The sequence below is a fragment of the Streptomyces sp. NPDC056628 genome (genome assembly GCF_042792555.1).
Lineage (GTDB): Bacteria > Actinomycetota > Actinomycetes > Streptomycetales > Streptomycetaceae > Streptomyces.
In genome coordinates, this window is record NZ_JBHTWG010000007.1 from 200,568 (window position 1) to 222,072 (window position 21,505).

A 21,505-nucleotide genomic window follows, 5' to 3' on the forward strand; every position below is an offset into this window, starting at 1 on the left:
TGGACGACACTGGGCGCATGACAGTTGACGCTCTGACGGATGTCGCCGGGCTGCGCGTGGGCCACGCGACCCGCACCGGGGACGGCTGGCTCACCGGCACGACGGTCGTCCTCGCCCCTGAAGGCGGGGCCGTGGCCGCCGTGGACGTGCGTGGCGGCGGGCCCGGCACCAAGGAGACCGACGCCCTGGACCCGGGCAACCTCGTGCAGAAGGTCGAGGCGATCGTCCTGACGGGGGGCAGCGCGTACGGGCTGGACGCGGCCTCCGGGGTGATGGCGTGGCTGGAGGAGCACCGGCGCGGGGTGCGGGTCGGGCCGGACCCGGCGCACGTGGTGCCGGTGGTGCCCGCGGCCTGTGTCTTCGACCTGGGGCGCGGCGGCGACTTCCGGGCCCGGCCGGACGCCGGCACCGGTCGCGCGGCGGTCGAGGCGGCTGCGGCGAGCGAGGCCGGAGCCCCGGTGCCGGAAGGCTGCGTGGGCGCCGGGACCGGTGCCACGGTCGGGCCGGTCAAGGGCGGGATCGGCACCGCGAGCACCGTCCTCGGCTCGGGGATCACGGTGGCCGCACTGGTCGTGGCCAACGCGGCGGGTTCCGCCGTGGAGCCCGAGACCGGGGCCCTCTACGGGGAGTTGCTGCGGGGCCGGGTGGACCTCCCGGAGGCCGGTGTCCACGAGGCCGCGCGCCGGCGGCTCGCCGAGTTCGCGGAGACCAACGCGCCGCCGCCGCTGAACACCACGCTCGCGGTGGTGGCCACCGACGCCGACCTGTCCAAGGCACAGGCGCAGAAGCTGGCCGGCACCGCCCACGACGGCATCGCGCGGGCCGTACGGCCGGTGCACCTGCTCAACGACGGCGACACGGTCTTCGCCCTCGCCACCGGTGAGCGCCCTCTGGACACCGAGCACCCGCTCGCGCTCAACGACGTCCTCGCGGCGGGCGCGGACACGGTGACCCGGGCGATCGTCCGGGCCGTCCGCGCGGCCGAGCCGGTGACGGGCCCGGGCGGAGCGTGGCCGTCGTACGGGGAGTTGTACGGGCGGTAGCGGGGGCCGAGCCCGGTGCCCTCACCTTGGAATGGCCACATCGCGCTCACGATTGTCGCGGTTGTGTCACGTGATGGCATTCACGGCGCACGTGGGGAACCCGCCCCCGTGGCGGTGGCCTCTTCCACCCTGGAACGGAACGGAACCGAACAGAACTCGCGGAACGTCGGACGAGGGAGCAGATCGTGACAACGCCGGACATGACAGCGCGACGCACAGTGGGGGCCTGTGCCGCCCTGGTGATCGGCGCCCTGACCCTCACCGCCTGCGGGGGCGGCGACACCGGCAGCGGGGCCGGTGACGACGGCAAGGGCGGCAAGGGGGCGTCCACGACGTCCGCGGCGAAGATCGTGATCTCGGCGAAGGACGGTTCCACGGGGGCGTCCATCAACTCGACCGGCGTGCGGGTCAGCGGCGGCAAGCTGACGGCCGTACGGATGAAGGACGCGAAGACCGGGCGGGACGTGCCCGGCTCCCTGTCCCCCGACGGGACCGGCTGGCACCCCGGGAAGCAGCTGGAGCGGGGGGCCAAGTACGAGATAACGGCCACCGCGAAGGACGCGGACGGCCGGGGCGCCACCGCGGACTCGACCTTCACCACGGTCAGCGCGGCCGACAGCTTCGTCGGCACCTACACCCCCGACAACGGCACCACGGTCGGGGTGGGCATGCCCGTGTCGTTCTCCTTCGACAAGGCGATCAGCGACCGGAAGGCCGTGCAGTCGCACATCACCGTCACCTCCAGCAGCGGGCAGAAGGTGGTCGGGCACTGGTTCGGCCAGAAGCGCCTGGACTTCAGGCCCGAGGACTACTGGAAGGCCGGCTCCAAGGTCACGATGAAGATCGACCTGGACGGTGTCGAGGGCGCCGACGGTGCCGTCGGGGTGCAGAAGAAGACGGTCACCTTCACGATCGGCCGCTCGCAGGTGTCGACGGTCGACGTGGACACCCAGACCATGAAGGTCGTCCGGGACGGCAGCACGATCAAGTCGGTGCCGATCTCGGCGGGCAGCTCGGAGTTCTCCACCTACAACGGGCAGATGGTGATCTCCGAGAAGTTCAAGCAGCTCCACATGGACAGCCGGACGGTCAACCTGGCCGACGCGTACGACATCAAGGACGTGCCGCACGCGATGCGGCTGACCCGGTCGGGCACCTTCATCCACGGCAACTACTGGTACAACCAGGGCAACCCGCCGTTCGGCCGCCAGGGCACCAGCCACGGCTGCGTCGGCCTGCGGGACGTGAAGGGCGGTCAGAGGGACACGCCGTCCAAGTGGTTCTACGACAACTCGATGCTCGGGGACGTGGTGATCGTCAAGAATTCCCCCGACAAGGACGTGACGCCGGACAACGGCCTCAACGGCTGGAACATGGACTGGAGCGAATGGGTGGCGGGCAGCGCCGCCTGATCGCCTCGCTTCCCTGAACCGCCCGTCGGGCAGGGTTTCTTGACGGTTCAACGGGCCGCGCGGGAACTTCTCGCGCGGTCCGCGCGTTTCACCGGACGTACGTTTTCTCGGTTCCCGGACATGATGTCCGGCCGAGGGGCTACGGTATGCACCCACAAGGTGACATGCAGCAACGCCGGGAGAAACCTTGAGCGTTCCGTACGAGACCACAGCGTACGAACCACCCGAGTCGCCGGAGTCTCCGGAGGAGCACCTCGCGCGGCTCCTCGGCCGTGCCCTGAACTCCTTCGAGCTGCCCGACGAGACTCTGCGGCGCCTGGACTGCGCGCTGGCCCACGACAGTTCGCTGCACTCCGCGCACCACAGTGCGGGACTGCACCGTGAGACGTACCGGCACACCTGGCTGCTCGACGACGGTTCGGCGCTCACCCTGTGGGAGCTCGTGCACAACACCGCGCGCGGCGGCGTTCCGCAGCACGAGGTGTACGGGGACGAGGAGGAGCTGCGCGCCGCGACCGAGCGGCTTCCGCTGCCCCCGGACGCGCCCGACTTCGAGCTGCCGGTGACCGTTCAGTTGTCGCCGTCGATCACGCCCCGGCACGGGTATGTGCCGGACGATTCGGCGGACCACGCGCGGCGGCTGCTGCGCCGTGCGGAGAACGCGGACCGGCCGGGCCGTGAGACGGCCGCGTTGCTGGCCACGGCCTGCGGGCACCGGATCATGCAGGCGTTCGGGCGTCCCTGGCGGTCGGCGCGCGCGGGCCTGTGCTTCTCGCTCTACGAGCACGCGTTCCTGCTGCGGGACGGGGCGGAGGTCTCGCTGTGGGAGGTCGAGCACACGGCGACGCCGGACGGGCGGCACATGTGCGAGGTGTACGTCAGTGAGGACGCGGCGCGGGCCGCGGTGCGGCGGCGGGCGACGCAGGTCTCCTGAGACGCCGGCGGGCGTCTGCCGGCCGAAGCCGTGCTCAGCGGCCGCTGTTGAGCCGGTGGACCAGGCCGGCGAAGGCGTCGCGTTCCGCCGGGGTGAGTTCGACGGTCTCCCGGTCGGGGGCGGTCTGCCGCTGCTGCGGAAGCCCGGGGAGCGGCTGGTCGGGGGCCCACCGGTGGTGCACGGGGCGGTAGCGGCGCAGCAGGCGGACGAGCCCCGTCACCCACAGCACGGCCGCCAGGGCGAGGACGACGGGACCCAGGAGCTGGAGGATCGAGACGTGCTCAGGCATGCCTCCCAGTAGACATCACGGTCCGGGCCGTATGACCCGGACCGTGACGTATCTCGCAGGAGCCGTGAACCACGCACAGCGCCTCAACCGGGACAAGAGCGATGACCTTGTCCGGGCGGGCGGCAGTCCGCCCCCTCCACCTGTCAGGCGGCGACCGGCTGCGGCCCGGCCCCGGTGTCCGAGGTGCCGGGCGCGCCGGCGGCCGGGGTGCCGTCGGGTGCCGTGCGGCGCAGGCCCTTGAGCAGGATGACCAGGCCGGCCGTGACCACCGTACCGGCCGCGATGGCCAGGAGGTAGAGGAACGGCTTGCCGATGAGGAAGGTGACCCAGACGCCGCCGTGGGGTGCGCGCAAGGTCGAGCCGAAGGCCATGGTGAGGGCGCCGGTGACGGCGCCGCCCGCCATGGAGGCGGGGATGACGCGCAGCGGGTCGGCGGCGGCGAAGGGGATGGCGCCTTCGCTGATGAAGGAGGCGCCGAGCACCCAGGCGGCCTTGCCGTTCTCGCGTTCGGCGGGGGTGAAGAGCTTGCGGCGCAGGGTGGTGGCCAGGGCCATGCCCAGGGGCGGGACCATGCCGGCCGCCATGACGGCGGCCATGATCTTCATGGCGGAGTCGCTCGGGTCCTGCACGGCGATGCCGGCGGTGGCGAAGGCGTAGGCGACCTTGTTGACGGGGCCGCCGAGGTCGAAGCACATCATCAGGCCGAGCAGGATGCCGAGGAGGACGGCGTTGGAGCCGGACAGGCCGCTGAGCCAGTCCGTCATGGCCTTCTGCGCCTCGGCGATGGGCTTGCCGATGACGACGAGCATCAGGAAGCCGACGACCATGGAGGACAGCAGCGGGATCACGACGACGGGCATGATGCCGCGCAGCACCGGGGGGATGCCGACGCGCTGGATGGCGAGGACGACACCGCCGGCGAGGAGACCGGCCACGAGACCGCCGAGGAATCCGGCGTTGATCGTGAAGGCGATCATGCCGCCGACGAAGCCGGGGACGAGTCCCGGCCGGTCGGCCATGCCGTAGGCGATGTAGCCGGCGAGGACGGGGATCAGGAAGTTGAAGGCGACGCCGCCGATCTGGAAGAGCAGGGCGCCCCAGCTGTCGACCTGCCCCCAGTCGAAGTGCTCGGTGACGGGTGGGGCCTCGTTGATCTGGTAGCCGCCGATGGCGAACCCGAGGGCGAGGAGCAGTCCTCCGGCGGCGACGAACGGGACCATGTAACTGACGCCGGACATCAGCCATTTGCGCAGCCGGGTGCCGTAGCCGTCGCCTGGTTCGCCGGCGCGGTCGACGGGGGTGCCGGCGCCGGGCCGGGCCGCCCGGGTGGTTTCTCCGCGGGCGGCCTTCTCGCGCACCTCGGCGATGAGTTCGGCGGGCCGGTTGATGCCGGCTTTGACGCCGACGTCGACCGTGGGTTTGCCCGCGAACCGGTCCTTCTCGCGTACGGCGACGTCGTGGGCGAGGATCACGCCGTCCGCGGCGGCGATGACGGCGGGGTCGAGCCGGGTGAAGCCGGCCGAGCCCTGGGTCTCGACGACGAGTTCGACGCCCGCGTCCCGGCCGGCGTTCTCCAGGGACTCGGCCGCCATGTAGGTGTGGGCGATGCCGGTGGGGCAGGAGGTGACGGCGACGATACGGAAGGGCCGTGCGTCGTCGTCGGCGGAGGCGTTCGTGTCCGGTTCCTCGGCCGCGGGTGCCCGCTCCCCGCGGATCAGCGCGGCCGCCGTCCCGGCGTCCCGGGCGGCGCGCAGGGCGTCCGTGAACGCGCTGTCCATGAGCTGCCGGGCGAGGGACGACAGGATCGTGAGGTGGGCGTCGTCCGCTCCGGCCGGGGCGGCGATGAGGAAGATCAGGTCGGCGGGTCCGTCGGCGGCGCCGAAGTCGACGCCGGCCGTGCTGCGTCCGAAGGCGAGCGTCGGCTCGGTGACGTGGGTGCTGCGGCAGTGCGGGATGCCGATGCCGCCGTCGAGGCCGGTGGGCATCTGTGCCTCGCGGGCGGCGACATCGGCGAGGAAGCCGTCCAGGTCGGTCACCCGGCCCTGGGCGGCCATGCGCTCGGCGAGGGCGCGTGCCGCGGCCTCCTTGGTGTCGGCGGTCAGGTCGAGGTCGACCAGGTCCGCCGTGATCATGTCGCTCATCGCGGGCTCCTTCGCACGCGTATCGCCCCGGGAGTTCGGTGGGCGGGGGTGGGGATGGGGCGGCCGGCGGCCGGTGCGTCCGTGCCGTTCATGACGTGGGCTCCGTGAGGGCGCGGTCCGCGGGGATGTCGGCCGTGACGGTGACGGCCGACGGGTCGAGGTCGGCGGGGGTGGGCATGACGCTGCCGGGGAGCCGTACGGCCGCGGCGCCGTGGGCGACGGCGCAGGCGAGGGCGTCGGGGCCGTGACCGCCGGCGATGAGGAATCCGGCGAGGGAGGCGTCTCCGGCGCCGACGTTGCTGCGGACGGCGTCGACGTGTGCGGTGCCGAACCAGGTGCCCGCGTCGTCGACCAGCAGTTGCCCGTCGGCGCCCAGGCTGGCGAGGACGGCGCGGGCGCCCAGTTCGCGCAGTTGCCCGGCGGCCTTGAGTGCGTCGCCGATGGTGGTGAGGGGGCGTCCGACCGCCTGGGCGAGTTCGTCGGCGTTGGGTTTGACGACGTCGGGCCGGGCGCGTACGGCTTCGAGGAGGGCCGGTCCGGAGGTGTCCAGGGCGATCCGGGTGCCGTCGGCGTGGGCCCGGGTGACGACGTCGGCGTACCAGGTGGCGGCGAGTCCGCGGGGGAGGCTGCCGCAGCAGGCAATCCAGTCGGCGGCGCGGGCCTGGGTGCGGACGGCGTCGAGGAGGGCTTCGCGTTCGGCGGGGGTCAGTTCGGGGCCGGGAGCGTTGACCTTCGTCAGGACGCCGTCCGACTCGGCGAGGGCGATGTTGGAGCGGGTGGCGCCGGCGACGGGGACGGGGGCGACGTCGATGCCCTGCGCGTGCAGGAGGTCGGCGACGAGGGCGCCGGGGGCGCCGCCGAGGGGCAGGACGGCGACGGTGCGCCGGCCGGCCGCGGCGACGGCCCGGGAGACGTTCACTCCCTTGCCGCCGGGGTCCATGCGCTCGCCGGTGGCGCGGATGACCTCGCCGCGGTCCAGGGCGGGGATCTCGTAGGTGCGGTCGAGGGACGGGTTGGGGGTGACGGTGAGGATCATGCGCTCGTTTCCAGGCCCGGGTGGGGGCACGTTCTCAGACACGCTGCACTTCCGTCCCGCCGTGCTCGATGGCCGTGGCGGTCTCGGGTGCGAGGCCGGTGTCGGTGATCAGCAGGTCCACGTCGCCGAGGTCGCCGAAGCGGGCGAAGTGTTCCTGACCGTGCTTGCCGGAGTCGGCGAGCAGGACGACGCGGCGGGCGGCGGCGACGGCGGCGCGTTTGACGGCGGCTTCGGCGAGGTCGGGGGTGGTCAGTCCGTGCTCGGCGGAGAAGCCGTTGACGGCGACGAACAGCACGTCGGCGCGGATCTCGGCGTAGGCGCGCAGGGCCCAGGCGTCGACGGCGGCGCGGGTGCGGTGCCGTACGCGGCCTCCGACGAGGTGGAGCTGGATGCCGGGGTGGTCGGCGAGGCGGGCGGCGATGGGCAGGCTGTGCGTGACGACGGTGAGGGACGACTCGAGCGGCAGGGCGGCGGCGAGGCGGGCCACGGTGGTGCCGGCGTCGAGGATCAGGGTGCCGTCGGTGGGGAGTTCGGCGAGGGCCGCCTTCGCGATCCTGTCCTTCTCGTCCGCCGCCGTGGACTCCCGCTCGGTGAGGTCCGGTTCGAAGTCGAGACGCCCGGCGGGGATGGCGCCGCCGTGCACGCGCCGTACGAGTCCGGCCCGGTCGAGCGCCTTGAGGTCCCGCCGGATGGTCTCGGCGGTGACCTGGAACTCCTCGGCGAGCGACAGCACGTCCACCCGGCCGCCGTCCCGAGCCAGGCGGAGGATCGCTTGCTGCCGCTCCGGTGCGTACATGCCCGTTCTCCTTCGCTGCGTGCCCGAGCTTGTGGTTCTAGAGTGAGATTACGCCCGGGATTCAGGGAAGTAAACAGACTCGGATCCAATCGGGCATGATCGGGCATTGAGTCGGGGAGACCGGGAACGGCGAAGGGCCCGTCCAGGTCATACCCGGACGGGCCCTTTCGGGTCGGCCACTCGGCCACTCGGTCGGTCGACCCTCGGTCGGTCGACCCTCGGTCGCTCAGCCGACGAGCTGAGGGGTCCCCTCGGCGGACCGCTCGTCCTCCGGGGCCTCGCCTCCGGAGCCTTCACCCTCTCCCGGTCCCATCGGCCGCGCCGGCAGGGCCCACATCAGCAGGAAGATGACCGCCATCACCGCCGCCACCCAGCCCAGCGCGTGCTGGAAGCCGTCCGCGAAGGCAGTGCCCGCCGCGGTGGGGGTCGTGGCCTCGGTCAGGCGGTCGTCGACGACGCCGTAGAAGACGACGGAGACGAGGCCGAGACCGAGGGCGTTGCCCATCTGCTGGACCGTGTTGATCAGGCCGGACGCCGAGCCGGCGTGCTCGCGCGGCACCTCGGAGAGGATCGCGTCCGTCAGCGGGGCCACGATCAGACCCATGCCGGCGCCCATCACGATCAGGGGCAGAGCCATCTGCCACGGGGCGATGGCGAGGCCGTAGCGGCCGGCCTCCCAGATGTAGAGCAGGATGCCGGCGCCCATGAGCAGCGCGCCCGTCTGAAGCACCGTGCGGCCGAAGCGCGGCACGAGCTGCTGGACGGACAGACCGGCCGCGGTGGAGACGGCGATCGAGAACGGGATGCCGGTGAGGCCGGCCTTCAGCGGGCTCCAGCCCAGCCCGAACTGCATGTACAGCGTCCAGACCAGGAAGAAGATGCCGAGCGCGACGCCGAAGACCGTCTGGACGGCGATACCGGCCGCGAAGCTCTTCACCTTGAACAGGGACAGCTCGACCAGCGGGGAGCCGTCACGGGCGCCCTTGCGCCGCTCGTACGCCACCAGCACCCCCAGCACGACGAGCGAGCCGCCCATCGACAGGTATCCCCACAGCGGCCAGCCCAGCTCGCGGCCCCGGGTCAGCGGGTAGAGCAGCATCAGCAGTCCGAGGGTGACCAGGGCGACGCCCACCAGGTCCAGCTTCAGGGCCTTCGGGGCCTTGGACTCGGTGATGAAACGGCTGCCGAGGATCAGGCCCGCGATACCGACCGGCAGGTTGATCAGGAAGATCGGGCGCCACGCCAGCCCGAAGAGGTCGCCCTCCGTCAGCAGCGCGCCGAGCAGCGGGCCGCTGACCGCGCCGAGCCCGACGATCGCGCCGAACAGGCCGAAGACCTTGCCCCGTTCGTGCGCCGGGAAGGTGGCGTGGACGATCGACAGGACCTGCGGCACCATCAGCGCGGCCATGCCGCCCTGCAGGACGCGGGAGGCGACCAGCATCTCCGGGTTCACGGCGAAGCCGCACAGCGCGGAGGCGAGTGTGAAGCCGCCGATGCCGATGAGGAACAGCCGCTTGCGGCCGTGGATGTCACCGAGCCGGCCGCCCGTGATCAGGCCCGCGGCGAAGGCGAGGGCGTAGCCCGCGGTGATCCACTGGATCTGGCTGAAGGTGGCCCCGGCCTCGCGCTGGATCGACGGGATGGCGATGTTGACGATCGTGACGTCCACCAGGTCCATGAAGGCCGCGGTCATCACGATGGCCAGCGCGAACCAGCGGCGCCGGTCCGCCGGGGCCGCCACGGCCCCCGGTGCCGGGCCGGGTTCGACAGGTGCGGTGTTCTCGGCCGTGCCGGCCGTGTCGGCCGTCGCCGTCGGCAGGTCCGTCGTCGTGGTCGTTCGCTGTCGCGGTGTCGCTGTCGTGCGCTCGCCTGAGGTCATGTCTCGAAGCTACGGGCCCACTAGGTCAGATCACGTCCTAGATGTACGGCATCCTCGCATCCATGACGACGGACACTCCGGCACGGCTGCTGACCCTCCTCTCCCTCCTCCAGACGCCCCGCGAGTGGCCCGGCGGTGAACTCGCCGACCGGCTGGGGGTGTCCCGGCGCACGGTGCGCCGGGACATCGACCGGCTGCGGGAACTGGGATATCCCGTGCAGGCGACCAAGGGATCCGACGGGGGCTACCGGCTCGTCGCGGGCAAGGCGATGCCGCCGCTCGTCCTGGACGACGAGGAGGCCGTGGCGATCGCGGTGGGGCTGCGGGCCGGTGCCGGGCACGCCGTCGAGGGCGTCGAGGAGGCGTCGGTGCGGGCCCTGGCGAAACTGGAGCAGGTGCTGCCGGCCCGCCTGCGGCACCGGGTGAGCACGTTGCAGGCCGCCACCACGCCGCTGGCCAGCGGGGACGGGGCGAGCATCGCGCCCGAGACGCTCACCGTGATGGCGTCGACCGTGGCGGGGCGGGAACATCTGCGGTTCGCGTACCGGGCGAAGGACGGCACCGCGTCACGGCGCCTGACCGAGCCGTACCGGCTGGTGTCGACCGGGCGGCGCTGGTACCTGGTCGCGTACGACCTCGACCGGGGCGACTGGCGGACGTTCCGGGTGGACCGGGTGAGCGAGCCGTTCGCGACCGGGGCGCGGTTCGCCCCGCGGGAGCTGCCCACGGGGAGCGCCGCCGAGTATCTGCGGCAGTCCATGTGGGGGTGGCAGGAGTCGTACGACTTCTCCGTGACGTTCGCCGCGCCCGCGGAGTTCGTCGCCGCGCGGTTGCCGGGGTGGCTGGGCGTGCCGGAGCCGCTGGAGGACGGGCGGACGTGCCGGGTGCGGGGGACGGTCGGGGGCGCGGTGGAGTGGACGGCGATGCGGCTGGCGATGGTGGGCTGCGAGTTCACCGTCGAGGCACCGGAGGAACTGGTGCGGTCCGTCGAGCAGTTGGGCGGGCGCCTCAGCCGGGCGGCCTCCGCCTAGGGGTGGGGAGCGGGCGCTTGAGCCGGGCGGCCTCCGCCTGGGGGTGGTGGGGGCCCTTGCCCAGGAGCCGTGGGCGGCATCCTTCAGCCCTGCCCTCCTTCAGCCCAGCCCTCTTTCAGCCCGCCTCCCTGGCAGCCCTGCCCGGTTCGCCTCTCCCCCCTCACCGCTCACCGGCGGACCCCCCGCTCCCCCACGGAAAGCCCTTCAGCGCCTCCAGGTTGACCAGGGCCCGTGCCCTGGGGCCCTCCGGGCCGTCGGCCGGGGCCTCTCCGACGGCCCAGGTCTCCACCGCCACGCGGACCGCGGCCGCGGCGACCGCCGCCGGGAAGGCCAGGTCGGCGGCAACGTTGTCGCCCGCGCCGCGCGCCGCCAGCACCGTGGCCAGCCGGGCCTCCGTGGCGTGGCCGACCTCCGCCCACACCCGGTGCAGCGCGGGGTCGAAGAGGGCGAGGCGGACCAGGGTGCGGGTCCACTCCCAGGAAGCATCGGAGATGCCTTCGCCGGGGGTGAGCGTGTGCCGGACCGCGTGCTCCAGGGCCTGCGGCACCGACAAGGCGGCGGGGGCGTCGTGGACGGCCTGGGTCCAGCGCTCGGCGCCGTCCGTATAGAGCGGGGCGACCGCTTCTTCCTTGGTCGCGAAGTAGCGGTAGAAGGTGCGCGGCGCGACACCGGCTGCCGCCGCGATGTCCTCGGCCCGGGTCGCCTTCAGTCCCTGCTGTACGAACAGGCCGGCCGCGGCGCGGGCGATCTCGCCGCGGGTCGCCGCCTTGCGCCGTTCCGTGAGGGAGGCGGAGGCCGGGGGCGGTGGAGGGGTGGGGCTGCTCACGTGCTGCAGGCTATGCCCATGTGACACAATCTGCCATCCGAGGGGTCACCCCGTGGTTCAGGTACGGGGTGACCCCTTGTCCGCTCGAAGTCCCGCTCGAACGAACCCACGTGGGGTGGGCATGGGTGGAGCCGGGCCCCGGCACCCAGGGGGGATGGGCGCCGAAGCCCGGCTCGGGGAAAGTCCCGGCGCCGGGGGGAGTGCGTCGGGACGTGGTCCGCGGGTGGGAGTCGAACTCCCTTGCCCTGAGGTCTTGTTCCCTGGGCCCTGGGGGTTGAAGCAGCGTTCCGCGGCCATGTTTGCGCGGTCTTTCGCCACCCGGCGCACGCCCCTGGGCGGCGCCGCCCCCGCGGCCGCGTGCGTTACGCGGCCGCGTCGAAGCCGGTGCTGCGCGCCAGCTTCTTCAGCTCCAGCAGGGCGTGCTTCTCGATCTGGCGGATGCGCTCGCGGGTCAGGCCGTGCTGCTTGCCGACCTCGGTCAGCGTGCGCTCACGGCCGTCCTCGATGCCGTACCGCATCTTGATGATGGACGCCGTGCGCTGGTCGAGGCGGCCGATCAGGTCGTCCAGCTCCTCGCTGCGCAGCAGGGTCATGACGGACTGCTCGGGCGAGACGGCGGAGGTGTCCTCCAGCAGGTCGCCGAACTGGGTCTCGCCCTGGTCGTCCACCGGCATGTTCAGCGAGACGGGGTCGCGGGCCCAGTCCAGGACGTCGATCACGCGCTCCGGGGTCGCGCCGAGCTCGCCGGCGATCTCCGCGGGCTCCGGGTCGCGGCCGTGCTCGCGGTTGAACTCGCGCTGCACACGGCGGATGCGGCCCAGCTCCTCGACCAGGTGGACGGGGAGGCGGATGGTCCTGGACTGGTCGGCTATGGAGCGGGTGATGGCCTGGCGGATCCACCACGTGGCGTACGTGGAGAACTTGAAGCCCTTGCGGTAGTCGAACTTCTCGACCGCGCGCACCAGGCCGGCGTTGCCCTCCTGGATCAGGTCGAGCAGGGGCAGGCCGCTGCGGGGGTAGCGGCGGGCCACGGCGACGACCAGGCGGAGGTTGGAGCGGATGAAGACGTCCTTGGCCCGCTCGCCCTCGGCGACGAGGGCCTCGAGCTCCTCACGGGTGGCGTCCGCCTTGGATTCCTCGCCCCCGTCGAGGATCTGCTGTGCGAACACACCCGCCTCGATGATCTGCGAGAGCTCGACCTCTTTCGCCGCGTCGAGCAGCGGCGTGCGGGCGATCTCGTCGAGGTACATGCCGACCAGGTCGCGGTCCGCGATCTCGCCGCCATGGGCGCGAACACTGCTGGCCGCGTCGACGGCCTCGCCGGTGGCGGACTGACGACGGGCGACGGCACGGGTTGCCATGCGTGCTCCCTTGCGATTGGGCTGGCGGGTGGTCCTTGAACGCCTGGGACTCTTCTCGAGTGCCCTGCATTCGAAGGGAACAACGACTTGAATCAGGACAGAATTCCCAACCCGCCCCCCTTTTTTCCTGATCTTGCAGTATCCTGCCGGGCCACACGGGCGACCCGGCGCCGTCCGGGCCACAGATACGCAGGTCAGGCGGGATTCGCCGAGATCTCACGCCGTTGGCGGCGCCGCCGAGGGTGAAGCGGTGAGATCTCGCTCACACCGGCGTCGTCGGCCTTTCGGAGGAGGGGCGGTCGTCGTCGTCCGCCCCTTCCCTCCTGAAGACGGTCAGCGCCCGCGGAAGGTTGCCAGGGCGGGCCCGGCCCGCCTCAGCCGAACTGCACCGAGCGCTTGGCCAGGCCCATCCAGAAGCCGTCGATGACCGACTTCTGCCCGTCCAGCTCCCCCGTCGCCTCGGCGGCGCCCATGGTCACGAAGAGGGGGGCGAAGTGCTCGGTGCGGGGGTGGGCGTAGCGGCCTGCGGGGGCCTTGTGCAGGAAGTCGAGGAGCGCGTCCCAGTCGCGGTGCTCCAGGGCGCGGCGCCCCCAGTCGTCGAACTCCACGGACCAGGTCGGTATTCCGCCCTGGCGCAGCGCCGCGAGGTTGTGGGTGAAGAAGCCGGAGCCGACGATCAGTACGCCTTCGTCGCGCAGCGGGGCCAGCTTGCGGCCGACCTCCATGAGCCGTACGGGGTCGAGGGTCGGCATGGAGATCTGCAGGACGGGGATGTCGGCCTCGGGGAACATCTCGACGAGCGGGACGTAGGCGCCGTGGTCGAGGCCGCGGTCCGGGATGTCCTGGACGGGGACGCCGGGGGCGCGCAGCAGCTTGCGGACGGACTCGGCCAGCTCGGGGGCGCCGGGGGCCGGGTAGGTGACCTGGTAGTAGTGCTCGGGGAAGCCCCAGAAGTCGTACACGAGCGGCACGGGCGCGGTGGCGCCGAGGGCGAGCGGGGCCTCCTCCCAGTGGGCGGAGACGACGAGGATCGCCTTGGGGCGCGGCAGCCCGGCGGCCCAGGCGGCGAGTTCGCCGGGCCAGACGGGGTCGTCGGCGAGGGGCGGGGCGCCGTGGCTGAGGTAGAGGGCGGGCATGCGTTCCTGGGCGGCGGCGGACATGTCGGGCACTCCCTCCGAGCCCCGGCGGGAACCGGGTCTCGTCTCCGTGGAAGCCCTCCGGCCGCCTCTGACGGACGAAGTGCTTCAAATCTAAAGCGTTTGCTCAGTCATGACCGTACGCCGAGATAGTTCAAAGTTCAAGAAGAGTGCTCGTACAGTGGAGCGCATGAACACCTCATCGACGTCCGCCCCGGTGGAGGAGCCCCCCTGGCTCACCGAGGACCAGCAGCGCGTGTGGCGCTCGTACAGAGAGGCGACCACCCTGCTCGACGACCATCTGGACCGCCAGCTCCAGCGGGACGCGGGCATGCCCCACCTCTACTACGGGCTCCTGGTCGCGCTCGCCGAGTCCCCGCAGCACCGGCTGCGGATGACCGAGCTGGCGATGTACGCGAAGATCACCCGCTCCCGGCTGTCGCACGCCGTCGCCCGCCTGGAGGGCAACGGCTGGCTGCGCCGCGAGGACTGCCCCGACGACAAGCGGGGCCAGTTCGCCGTGCTGACCGACGACGGTCTCGAGGTGCTGAACCGGACCGCGCCAGGCCATGTGGGGGCCGTGCGGCAGGCGCTGTTCGACCGGCTGAGCCCGGAACAGCAGAAGGCCCTCGGCGAGATCATGAAGATCGTCGCCGAGGGCCTGCAGCCGAACGAAGCGGGTGCGGACCTGCCCTGGCTGCGCTGAACCGCTCGTTCCAGCGAGCCGGGGCAGGTCCTTCGCGGCGTGCGCACCGAGCGTCCCCATCCCCGTACGCACGCCTGGTCCCTCGGGGGTACGGCCGTCACGGCCGCGGCCGTCCGTGCGTCAGTGCGCGACGACCGGCACCGGAAGGTCCTCCGCGGCACCCTCCTCGGAGGACGCCACCGCCGAGCCGCCCGGACGGCCGGCGTTGACCAGGGTCAGGGCGATGACCGCGGCCGCGGTCAGGATGCCGACGGCGAACCAGATGGCGCTGGTGTAGCCCTGCACCATGCCCTGCAGCTGGACCAGCTGCTGCTGGGACCGGCTGGACGCGCCGGCGATGTGGTCGGCGATGTAGGACGTGGTCGCCGAGGCGGCGATCGTGTTCAGCAGGGCCGTACCGATCGCGCCGCCCACCTGCTGCGAGGTGTTCACCATGGCCGAGGCGACACCGGCGTCCTGCGGCTTCACACCGAGGGTGGCCAGCGACATGGCCGGCATGAACGCGGTGCCCATGCCGAGGCCGAGCAGCAGCATCGCGGGCAGCAGGAGCGCGGCGTACGAGGAGCCGATCTCCAGCTGGGTCAGCAGCAGCATGCCGACGGCGGCCACCAGGAAGCCGGGGCCCATCAGCAGCCGCGGCGCGACCCGGGTCATCAGCCGGGTGCCGATCTGGGTGGACCCGGTGATCATGCCCGCGATCATCGGCAGGAAGGCGAAGCCGGTCTTGACCGGCGAGTAGCCCTTCACGATCTGCAGGTAGTACGTCAGGAACAGGAACAGGCCGAACATCGCGATGATCGCGAGGCCGAGCGAGAGGTAGACACCGCCGCGGTTGCGCTCGGTGACCACACGCAGGGGCAGCAGCGGGGCCTTGACCCGGGACTCCACGATGACGAAGGCGAGCAGCAGCACGCCGGAGGCGACGAACATGCCGATCGTGGTGGCGTCGCTCCAGCCGTCGGACTCGGCGCGGGTGAAGCCGTAGACCAGCGAGACCAGGCCGAGGGTGGACAGGATCACGCCGGGGATGTCGAGCGTGGAACGGTTGCGGCCGCCCTGCGGCTCACGGATGACGTACCAGGCGCCGAGCGCGGCGACGATGGCGAACGGGATGTTCACGAAGAACGTCCAGCGCCAGTCCAGGTACTCGGTCAGGAACCCGCCGAGGATCAGGCCGACGGCACCGCCGCCACCCGCGATCGCGCCGTAGATGCCGAACGCCTTGGCGCGCTCCTTGGCGTCGGTGAACATCACGGCGAGCAGGGAGAGCGCGGCCGGGGCGAGCAGTGCGCCGAACGCGCCCTGCAGCGCGCGGGCGCCGAACATCATGGCCTCGTTGGTGGCCGCCCCGCCGAGGGCGGAGGCGGCGGCGAAGCCGCCCAGGCCCACCACGAAGGCCCGCTTGCGGCCCCAGAGGTCGGCGATACGTCCGCCGAACAGCAGCAGGCCGCCGAAGGCGAGAGCGTAGGCCGTGACGACCCACTGCCGGTTGCCGTCGGAGATGCCCAGGTCCTGCTGGGCGGAGGGGAGCGCGATGTTCACGATGGTCGCGTCCAGGACGACCATCAGCTGGGCTATCGCGATGAAGGCGAGCGCCTTCCATCGGTTCGGATCGGCGGCACCGAGGGCGCTGCCGGGAGCCTTCACGGCTGTTTCAGACATGGGGGTACCCACTTCGGGACTTCGTGACGGAAAAGCGAAAGGAAAAAGGGAAAGGGAAAGGGAAAAGGGGACGGCTCGTCGACGGTGACGGCCGCTGGAGTACGGCTGTGCGAGTGACGACCCCCGTGGTGCCCCGAACTCATCGGCCGGTGTGCCGGCGGGGCGGGCGGGTCGGAACGAACGGATCGGGTCAGGACATGTGCTTCGGGACGGGTCGCGTCAGGCCTTGCGCAGGTCCTCCATGGTCAGTGCCGTACCGGGAAGGGTGGAGCGGGCCGGGGCCCGCAGCCCGTCCAGGAACAGCTGCAGATGGCGGTGGACGTAGCGGTCCGCGATGCCGCAGCCGGTGCCGGCCGGGGGCCGGCTGAGCTGGGCCGCGGCGATCAGGACGTCGCCGACGTCCACGTCGGACCGGAGCTGCCCCGCCGCCTTCGCGCGGTCCATGATCGCCGCTACGAGGCTCTCGCACCGCTGGCGCGACGCCTCCAGGTCCGGATGGTGCTGGTCGAAGGTGCTCTGGACCATCGGGCACAGCGCACTGATCCGCTCGTCGGCGGCGGCGTGCACGAAGCGCTCCAGAGCCCCGAAGGCATCCCCGGTCTGTGCGAACGCCAGCTCGGCCGCCGCCACCGTACGGTCCATGACGCAGCAGACGACCTCACGCACCAGCGCGTCACGGTCGGGGAAGTTGCGGTACACCGTGGCGTTGCCGACGCCGGCCCGGCGGGCGATGTCGTCGAGCGGCACGTCCGGGCCGTGCTCGACGAACATCTCGCGGGCGGCGGTGACGATCCGCTCCCGGTTGCGCAGGGCGTCGGCGCGGGGCCGGGGCGCCTTGCGCACTGCGGGGGTGGCGGTCTGCACGGTGTACTCCTCGGTCTCGGTGGGACATGACGCGTGGTGTCCCTGTGATGGCTGTCGTCCACCGTTCCCGGGCCTTGGCGACCCGGGTCCACGATCCGGGGAAGTGCTCCCCGTTTCGCGCGGACACAGGTCTAAACGGGGAAGTGCTCCCCGGTTATTTCCCTCCCTCGCTTTCTTTTCCTGTGACCTGAGTCACATCGACGAAACACCTTCACCAAGGCCGTGACCACGGCGGGGAGCCACGTTCGGTCTCCCCCAACGCGCGCGCCCGCATCCCCCGACACAGGGTGATCGAGAGGGTGCAGCGCGCGGTCCGGCGGGCTGCCATGGACTGAAAGGGCCCATGCATGCAGCCGAACCGCCGGATACGTTCCCGCCGTGTGGCCGCCCTCGCCTCCGTCACCGCCTTGATCATGGCGGTCGGCACCTCAGCAGGCACCGGGCACCTCACGGCGGGCACCTCCACGGTGGCCGGGGCCGGACCGATATCCCCGGAGCACTCCTCAGCGCTCGGCCCCTGCATGATCAGCGGCCCGCCCGCGGTCCAGATGTCCGAGGGCGTGCCCACCCCGCGCGGCTACGCCCGCTCCACCGGCACCGTCCGCGCCCTCACCCTCATGGTCGACTTCCCCGACGCCCCCGGCGCCGGCAGCGCGCTCGACCGCTACGGCGAGTTCTTCCCGCAGACCCAGAAGTGGTTCCGCACCAGCTCCTACGGCCTCCTCGACTACCGCGCCGAGACGCCCGTCCCCGACTGGCTGCGGATGCCCAAGTCGTTCCGCGAGTACGGCATAGAGCGCGGCGCCCCCTTCGACCCCGGGTACCGCCGGCTGGTCCAGGACATCGTGGTCGCCGCCGACGCACAGGTCGACTTCACGTCGTACGACTTCCTGAACGTCCTCGTCACCCCGAACGCCGGCCCGTCCGCCCTCGACACGGTCCTGTCGGTGACCTTCGCCGGCAATGTGGAGGCGCCCGTGGCCGACGGGGTCTCCGTCACCAACGCCTCCTTCGTGTACTCCCGCCAGGACGACGGCTCCGGCTCCTACCACCGCACCGGCTACCGGGTCCTCCCCCACGAGAACGGCCACGTCTTCGGCCTGCCCGACCTCTACACCGCCGAGGGCGGCGGCGCTGTCGGCCACTGGGACATCATGAGCGAGGACTGGGGGGCCAACAACGACCTGCTCGGCTGGCACAAGTGGAAGCTGGGCTGGCTGGACGACACCCAGGTCCGCTGCGCGTCCGCCCCCGGTACGGACGAGTACGCCCTGACCCCGCTCGCCCGCAAGGGCGGCCCCAAACTGCTGTTCGTCCCGCTGAGCCCGCACTCCGGCTACGCCCTGGAACTGCGCACACGTGAGGGCAACGACGAGGCCGTCTGCCGCCCCGGCGTCCTGGTCTACCGGGTCGACGCGGACGTCGACACCGGCATGGGCCCGGTGAAGGTGCAGGACTCCCAGGAGGACAGCGGCGGCTGCACCCGCAGCCCGAACGTCCACGCCGAACTGTCGGACGCGACCTTCGCGCCGGGTGAGGAGTTCCGGGACGACGAGCACGGGGTGCGGGCGGCTGTGGTGGGGGTGGACGCGGAGGGCGGGTACCGGGTGCGGGTGACGCGGGAGCGGTGAAGTACGGGGGTCGGGAGCGGTGTAGTACGGGACTAGGGGGCAGCGAAGTACGGGACGTGGGAGCGGCGAGGTACGCGACCCGGGAGCGGTGACGTGCTGTCCGGAAGCGGTGGGCTTCGCGAGCGGTGACCGGCCGTCGCCGGCCCGCCGGTCTACGGTGGGGGCTGCCGCGACAGCCGTACGGAGAGCAGATGCCCGCGAAGAGGATTCCGTACGACGGTGACGGTGCCGTTTCCTCCGGTCATGCCGTACCCGGCGAGGCGGTCACCCCTCTGATCCGTGGCGTGACGGTGCTGCTCAGGCTGACGGAGGCGGGCGGGACGCTGAGCGCGAGCGGCCTGGAGCGCGCCACGGGGCTCGCACGGTCCACCGTGGACCGGATCGCCCTCACCCTCGCCCGTATGGGATACGTCCGCCTCGACGGCCGCGACGTGACGCTCGCGCCGCGCGTGCTGGAACTCGGCAACGCCTATCTGGCCGCCCTCGGCTGGCCCGCCCTGCTCGCACGGCACGCCGACGCGCTCGCCGGGGAGGCCGACGAGTCGGTGACGTTGACGGCTGCCGACCGGCACGGCGTCCGCCTGGTCCACCAGGCCACGCACTCCCGGCCGCTGTCCCTCGGCTTTCCGCTGGGCGAACTGCTCCCGGCCGACCGTACGGCGCCGGGCGCGCTGTTCGCGGCGGAGTGGACGGAGACCGACTGGAACGCGTGGCGCGACCAGCCGTCCTCGTACATGCACGGCGACTTCGAAGAACGGGCGAGGACGGCAGGCCGGAACGGCTGGGCCGTGGACGACCAGCTCACCGAGCCCGGTCTGCTCACCCTGTCCGTGCCGGTCCGCGACCCCCGCGAGGGCGGCCGGGTCGTCTGCGCGGCGAGCATCGTCAGCCACACCGGCCGGCACACCGCCGCCGGACTGTGCCACACCCACCTCCCCCGCCTGCGGGACGCTGCGGCGGCGATGGAACGCACCCTGCGCGACGCTCCCGTCCAGGACGTCGGCCCACCCGGTGCTGGCCCGGCCGGACTGGCGTCCTGGACGGGCGCCTCCAAGCAGGAACTGGGCCGGGAGTTCGTCGCGTCGCTGGCGCGCGGGCTGACGGTCCTGACCGCGTTCGGCGAGGGCCGCGGCGAACTGACGCTCACCGACGTGGCCCGTACGACCGGGCTGACGCGCGCCACGGCACGCAGGGCCCTGCTCACCTACGGCCACCTGGGCCTGGTCCGCCGGTCGGGCACGCGGGGCTTCCGGCTGACGCCCCGCGTGCTGTCGCTGGGCTTCCCGCCGCTGTCCCGTATGCCGCTGTCCCGGATCGCGGCCCCGCACCTGGCCGAACTGTCCGGCCGGATCGGCGAGTCGGTCTCCCTGGCGGTCCTGACCCCGTCCGGCGAGGAGACCCGCTGCACGGCCGGGACCGCGCCCGCCCATGCCCTGAGCGCGGGCGCCGAGGTGGGCACGCGGCGCCCGGCGCACGCGAGCCCCGCGGGCCGCGTCCTCCTGGCGGATCTCTCCCCGGACCTGCGCAAACGGGCCTTCTGCCACCCCGGGGCCCCCGACCCCGACGACCTGACGGCCGCCTTGGACGTGGTAGCCCGCCACGGCCACGCCCTGTCCGACGACGAGCCGGAGGCGGGGCTGCGCACGCTGGCGGTACCGGTGCGCGACGGCGAGGGCCGGGTGGTGGCGGCGATCGAGACGGCTGTCCACGCGGCCCGGCGGACGCGGGAGGCGTGCGCGCAGGACGTGCTCCCGCAACTACGTCGCACCGCAGGCGCATTGGAGGACGACCTGCGAGTGACGGCACGCTTCACCCACGTCCTCCTGTGACCGTCCCCGCCCCCGTTCAGCCGTCGTAGGACCGGACGGCGCGGCCCTCCCGGAGGGTGAGCCCCCACCAGGCGAGCTGGTCCAGCAGCACGGCGGCGGCCTTGGCGGTGCCGTCCTCGTCGCGCGGGCGCCCTCCGTCGTCGAACCGCTCCCAGGCCATGTGGAAGCTGACGGTGTCGCGCAGGGTGACGGCGTGCAGCTCGGCGAAGACCTGCCGCAGCTGCTCCACGGCCCGCTGCCCGCCGGCCATCCCGCCGTACGACACGAACCCGACCGGCTTGGCCCGCCACCCCCGGTAGACGTAGTCGATGGCGAGCTTGAGGGCGGCGGGGTAGCCGTGGTTGTACTCGGGCGTGATGACGACGAACCCGTCGAGCCCGCCGATCCGCCGGGCGAGGGCCGGGGCCTCGGACTGTTCGAGGTTGAGCTTGAGCTCGTCGGCGAGCGCGGGTTCGGACAGATCGATGACGTGCGTCTCCATGTCGTCCCGCTGCCCGATCTCGGACAGGAACCACCGCGACACCCGGTCGGCGAACCGCCCGGGCCGAACACTGCCGATGAGCACACCGATCTTGAGAGGCGCGTGGGACATGGGTTCCTCGTTTCTCGTCGCGGGGAGCCGGCCCGCTCAAGTGATGGCCGGGACCGACACGAGAAACCTAGAAACTCAACTTAACTTGAGGTCAAGCGGCCCACGGCGGACCCAGCCACCCCGAACCCACCAAACCCGCCCTGACCAGCGGAAACAAGAAAACTCCCAAGACCGATCGAGCATCCGCTAGGCTAGTCGCCGGATCTTCCACGATCCGCGCCTTCGTAGCTCAGGGGATAGAGCACCGCTCTCCTAAAGCGGGTGTCGCAGGTTCGAATCCTGCCGGGGGCACCAGGTAAAGGGCCCCGGACCGATCGTGGTCCGGGGCCTTTGACAT

General features: G+C 72.2%; 18 protein-coding genes and 1 tRNA gene. 8 read left to right on the forward strand and 11 right to left on the reverse strand.

All coding sequences use genetic code 11. From position 1 onward, the window contains the following. The first annotated feature begins 17 nt into the window (after positions 1-17). From ACFRAC_RS12845 to ACFRAC_RS12855, 3 genes are all read left to right on the forward strand, one after another. Positions 18-1,043 (forward strand): P1 family peptidase, encoded by a 1,026-nt coding sequence (locus ACFRAC_RS12845; protein WP_382923920.1) that lies wholly within the window; start codon positions 18-20, stop codon positions 1,041-1,043. 185 nt (positions 1,044-1,228) lie between these two features. Beyond that, positions 1,229-2,455, forward strand: coding sequence for an Ig-like domain-containing protein (locus tag ACFRAC_RS12850; protein ID WP_382923921.1), 1,227 nt, complete (start codon positions 1,229-1,231; stop codon positions 2,453-2,455). Positions 2,456-2,642: 187 nt separating this feature from the next. Continuing rightward, positions 2,643-3,389: a DUF6227 family protein gene (locus tag ACFRAC_RS12855; RefSeq protein WP_382923922.1), complete on the forward strand. Its 747-nt coding sequence runs from the start codon at positions 2,643-2,645 to the stop codon at positions 3,387-3,389. Positions 3,390-3,423: 34 nt separating this feature from the next. On the opposite strand, the gene ACFRAC_RS12860 is transcribed toward ACFRAC_RS12855, so the two are convergent. From ACFRAC_RS12860 to ACFRAC_RS12880, 5 genes are all read right to left on the reverse strand, one after another. Next, on the reverse strand, positions 3,424-3,678 hold the full coding sequence (locus ACFRAC_RS12860) for a hypothetical protein (RefSeq protein WP_382923923.1): 255 nt from the start codon (positions 3,676-3,678) through the stop codon (positions 3,424-3,426). A 143-nt stretch (positions 3,679-3,821) separates the two neighbouring features. Continuing rightward, positions 3,822-5,819 (reverse strand): fructose-specific PTS transporter subunit EIIC, encoded by a 1,998-nt coding sequence (locus ACFRAC_RS12865; protein WP_382923924.1) that lies wholly within the window; start codon positions 5,817-5,819, stop codon positions 3,822-3,824. 88 nt (positions 5,820-5,907) lie between these two features. Next, complete coding sequence (pfkB, locus tag ACFRAC_RS12870; protein ID WP_382923925.1) at positions 5,908-6,855, reverse strand: 1-phosphofructokinase; 948 nt, start codon at positions 6,853-6,855, stop codon at positions 5,908-5,910. Positions 6,856-6,889: 34 nt separating this feature from the next. After that, on the reverse strand, positions 6,890-7,651 hold the full coding sequence (locus ACFRAC_RS12875) for a DeoR/GlpR family DNA-binding transcription regulator (RefSeq protein WP_382923926.1): 762 nt from the start codon (positions 7,649-7,651) through the stop codon (positions 6,890-6,892). A 226-nt stretch (positions 7,652-7,877) separates the two neighbouring features. Next, entirely contained in the window at positions 7,878-9,344 is a 1,467-nt protein-coding gene (locus ACFRAC_RS12880; protein WP_382923983.1) for an MFS transporter, read from the reverse strand. Positions 9,345-9,592: 248 nt separating this feature from the next. Between ACFRAC_RS12880 and ACFRAC_RS12885 the strand changes: the two genes are divergently transcribed. Then, positions 9,593-10,561 carry a helix-turn-helix transcriptional regulator gene (locus tag ACFRAC_RS12885; RefSeq protein WP_382923927.1) on the forward strand — a complete coding sequence of 323 codons (969 nt, stop codon included), beginning with the start codon at positions 9,593-9,595 and terminating at the stop codon, positions 10,559-10,561. 160 nt (positions 10,562-10,721) lie between these two features. Here ACFRAC_RS12885 and ACFRAC_RS12890 read toward each other — a convergent pair whose 3' ends face one another. From ACFRAC_RS12890 to ACFRAC_RS12900, 3 genes are all read right to left on the reverse strand, one after another. Then, positions 10,722-11,387, reverse strand: coding sequence for a TetR/AcrR family transcriptional regulator (locus ACFRAC_RS12890; RefSeq protein ID WP_382923928.1), 666 nt, complete (start codon positions 11,385-11,387; stop codon positions 10,722-10,724). Positions 11,388-11,749: 362 nt separating this feature from the next. Next, positions 11,750-12,748: an RNA polymerase sigma factor RpoD/SigA gene (locus tag ACFRAC_RS12895; protein ID WP_382923929.1), complete on the reverse strand. Its 999-nt coding sequence runs from the start codon at positions 12,746-12,748 to the stop codon at positions 11,750-11,752. A gap of 374 nt (positions 12,749-13,122) precedes the next feature. Beyond that, positions 13,123-13,908 carry a class III extradiol ring-cleavage dioxygenase gene (locus ACFRAC_RS12900; RefSeq protein WP_361341037.1) on the reverse strand — a complete coding sequence of 262 codons (786 nt, stop codon included), beginning with the start codon at positions 13,906-13,908 and terminating at the stop codon, positions 13,123-13,125. Positions 13,909-14,074: 166 nt separating this feature from the next. On the opposite strand from ACFRAC_RS12900, the gene ACFRAC_RS12905 reads away from it, so the two are divergent. Next, on the forward strand, positions 14,075-14,590 hold the full coding sequence (locus ACFRAC_RS12905; RefSeq protein ID WP_382923930.1) for a MarR family winged helix-turn-helix transcriptional regulator: 516 nt from the start codon (positions 14,075-14,077) through the stop codon (positions 14,588-14,590). Between the two features lie 120 nt (positions 14,591-14,710). Here ACFRAC_RS12905 and ACFRAC_RS12910 read toward each other — a convergent pair whose 3' ends face one another. Both ACFRAC_RS12910 and ACFRAC_RS12915 read right to left on the reverse strand, forming a co-directional pair. Then, positions 14,711-16,252 (reverse strand): MFS transporter, encoded by a 1,542-nt coding sequence (locus tag ACFRAC_RS12910; RefSeq protein ID WP_382923931.1) that lies wholly within the window; start codon positions 16,250-16,252, stop codon positions 14,711-14,713. Between the two features lie 219 nt (positions 16,253-16,471). After that, positions 16,472-17,116, reverse strand: coding sequence for a TetR/AcrR family transcriptional regulator (locus tag ACFRAC_RS12915; RefSeq protein WP_382923932.1), 645 nt, complete (start codon positions 17,114-17,116; stop codon positions 16,472-16,474). Between the two features lie 347 nt (positions 17,117-17,463). On the opposite strand from ACFRAC_RS12915, the gene ACFRAC_RS12920 reads away from it, so the two are divergent. Beyond that, positions 17,464-18,747, forward strand: coding sequence for a M6 family metalloprotease domain-containing protein (locus ACFRAC_RS12920; RefSeq protein ID WP_382923933.1), 1,284 nt, complete (start codon positions 17,464-17,466; stop codon positions 18,745-18,747). 191 nt (positions 18,748-18,938) lie between these two features. Then, the gene (locus ACFRAC_RS12925) at positions 18,939-20,576 is read left to right on the forward strand and encodes an IclR family transcriptional regulator C-terminal domain-containing protein (protein WP_382923934.1); all 1,638 of its coding nucleotides are present in this window, start codon (positions 18,939-18,941) and stop codon (positions 20,574-20,576) included. Positions 20,577-20,592: 16 nt separating this feature from the next. Here the strand turns inward: ACFRAC_RS12925 and ACFRAC_RS12930 are convergent, their stop codons facing one another. Then, positions 20,593-21,168 carry an NADPH-dependent FMN reductase gene (locus ACFRAC_RS12930; RefSeq protein WP_382923935.1) on the reverse strand — a complete coding sequence of 192 codons (576 nt, stop codon included), beginning with the start codon at positions 21,166-21,168 and terminating at the stop codon, positions 20,593-20,595. 218 nt (positions 21,169-21,386) lie between these two features. Between ACFRAC_RS12930 and ACFRAC_RS12935 the strand changes: the two genes are divergently transcribed. Beyond that, a tRNA-Arg gene (locus ACFRAC_RS12935) sits at positions 21,387-21,462 on the forward strand. The last annotated feature ends 43 nt before the right edge of the window (positions 21,463-21,505 follow it).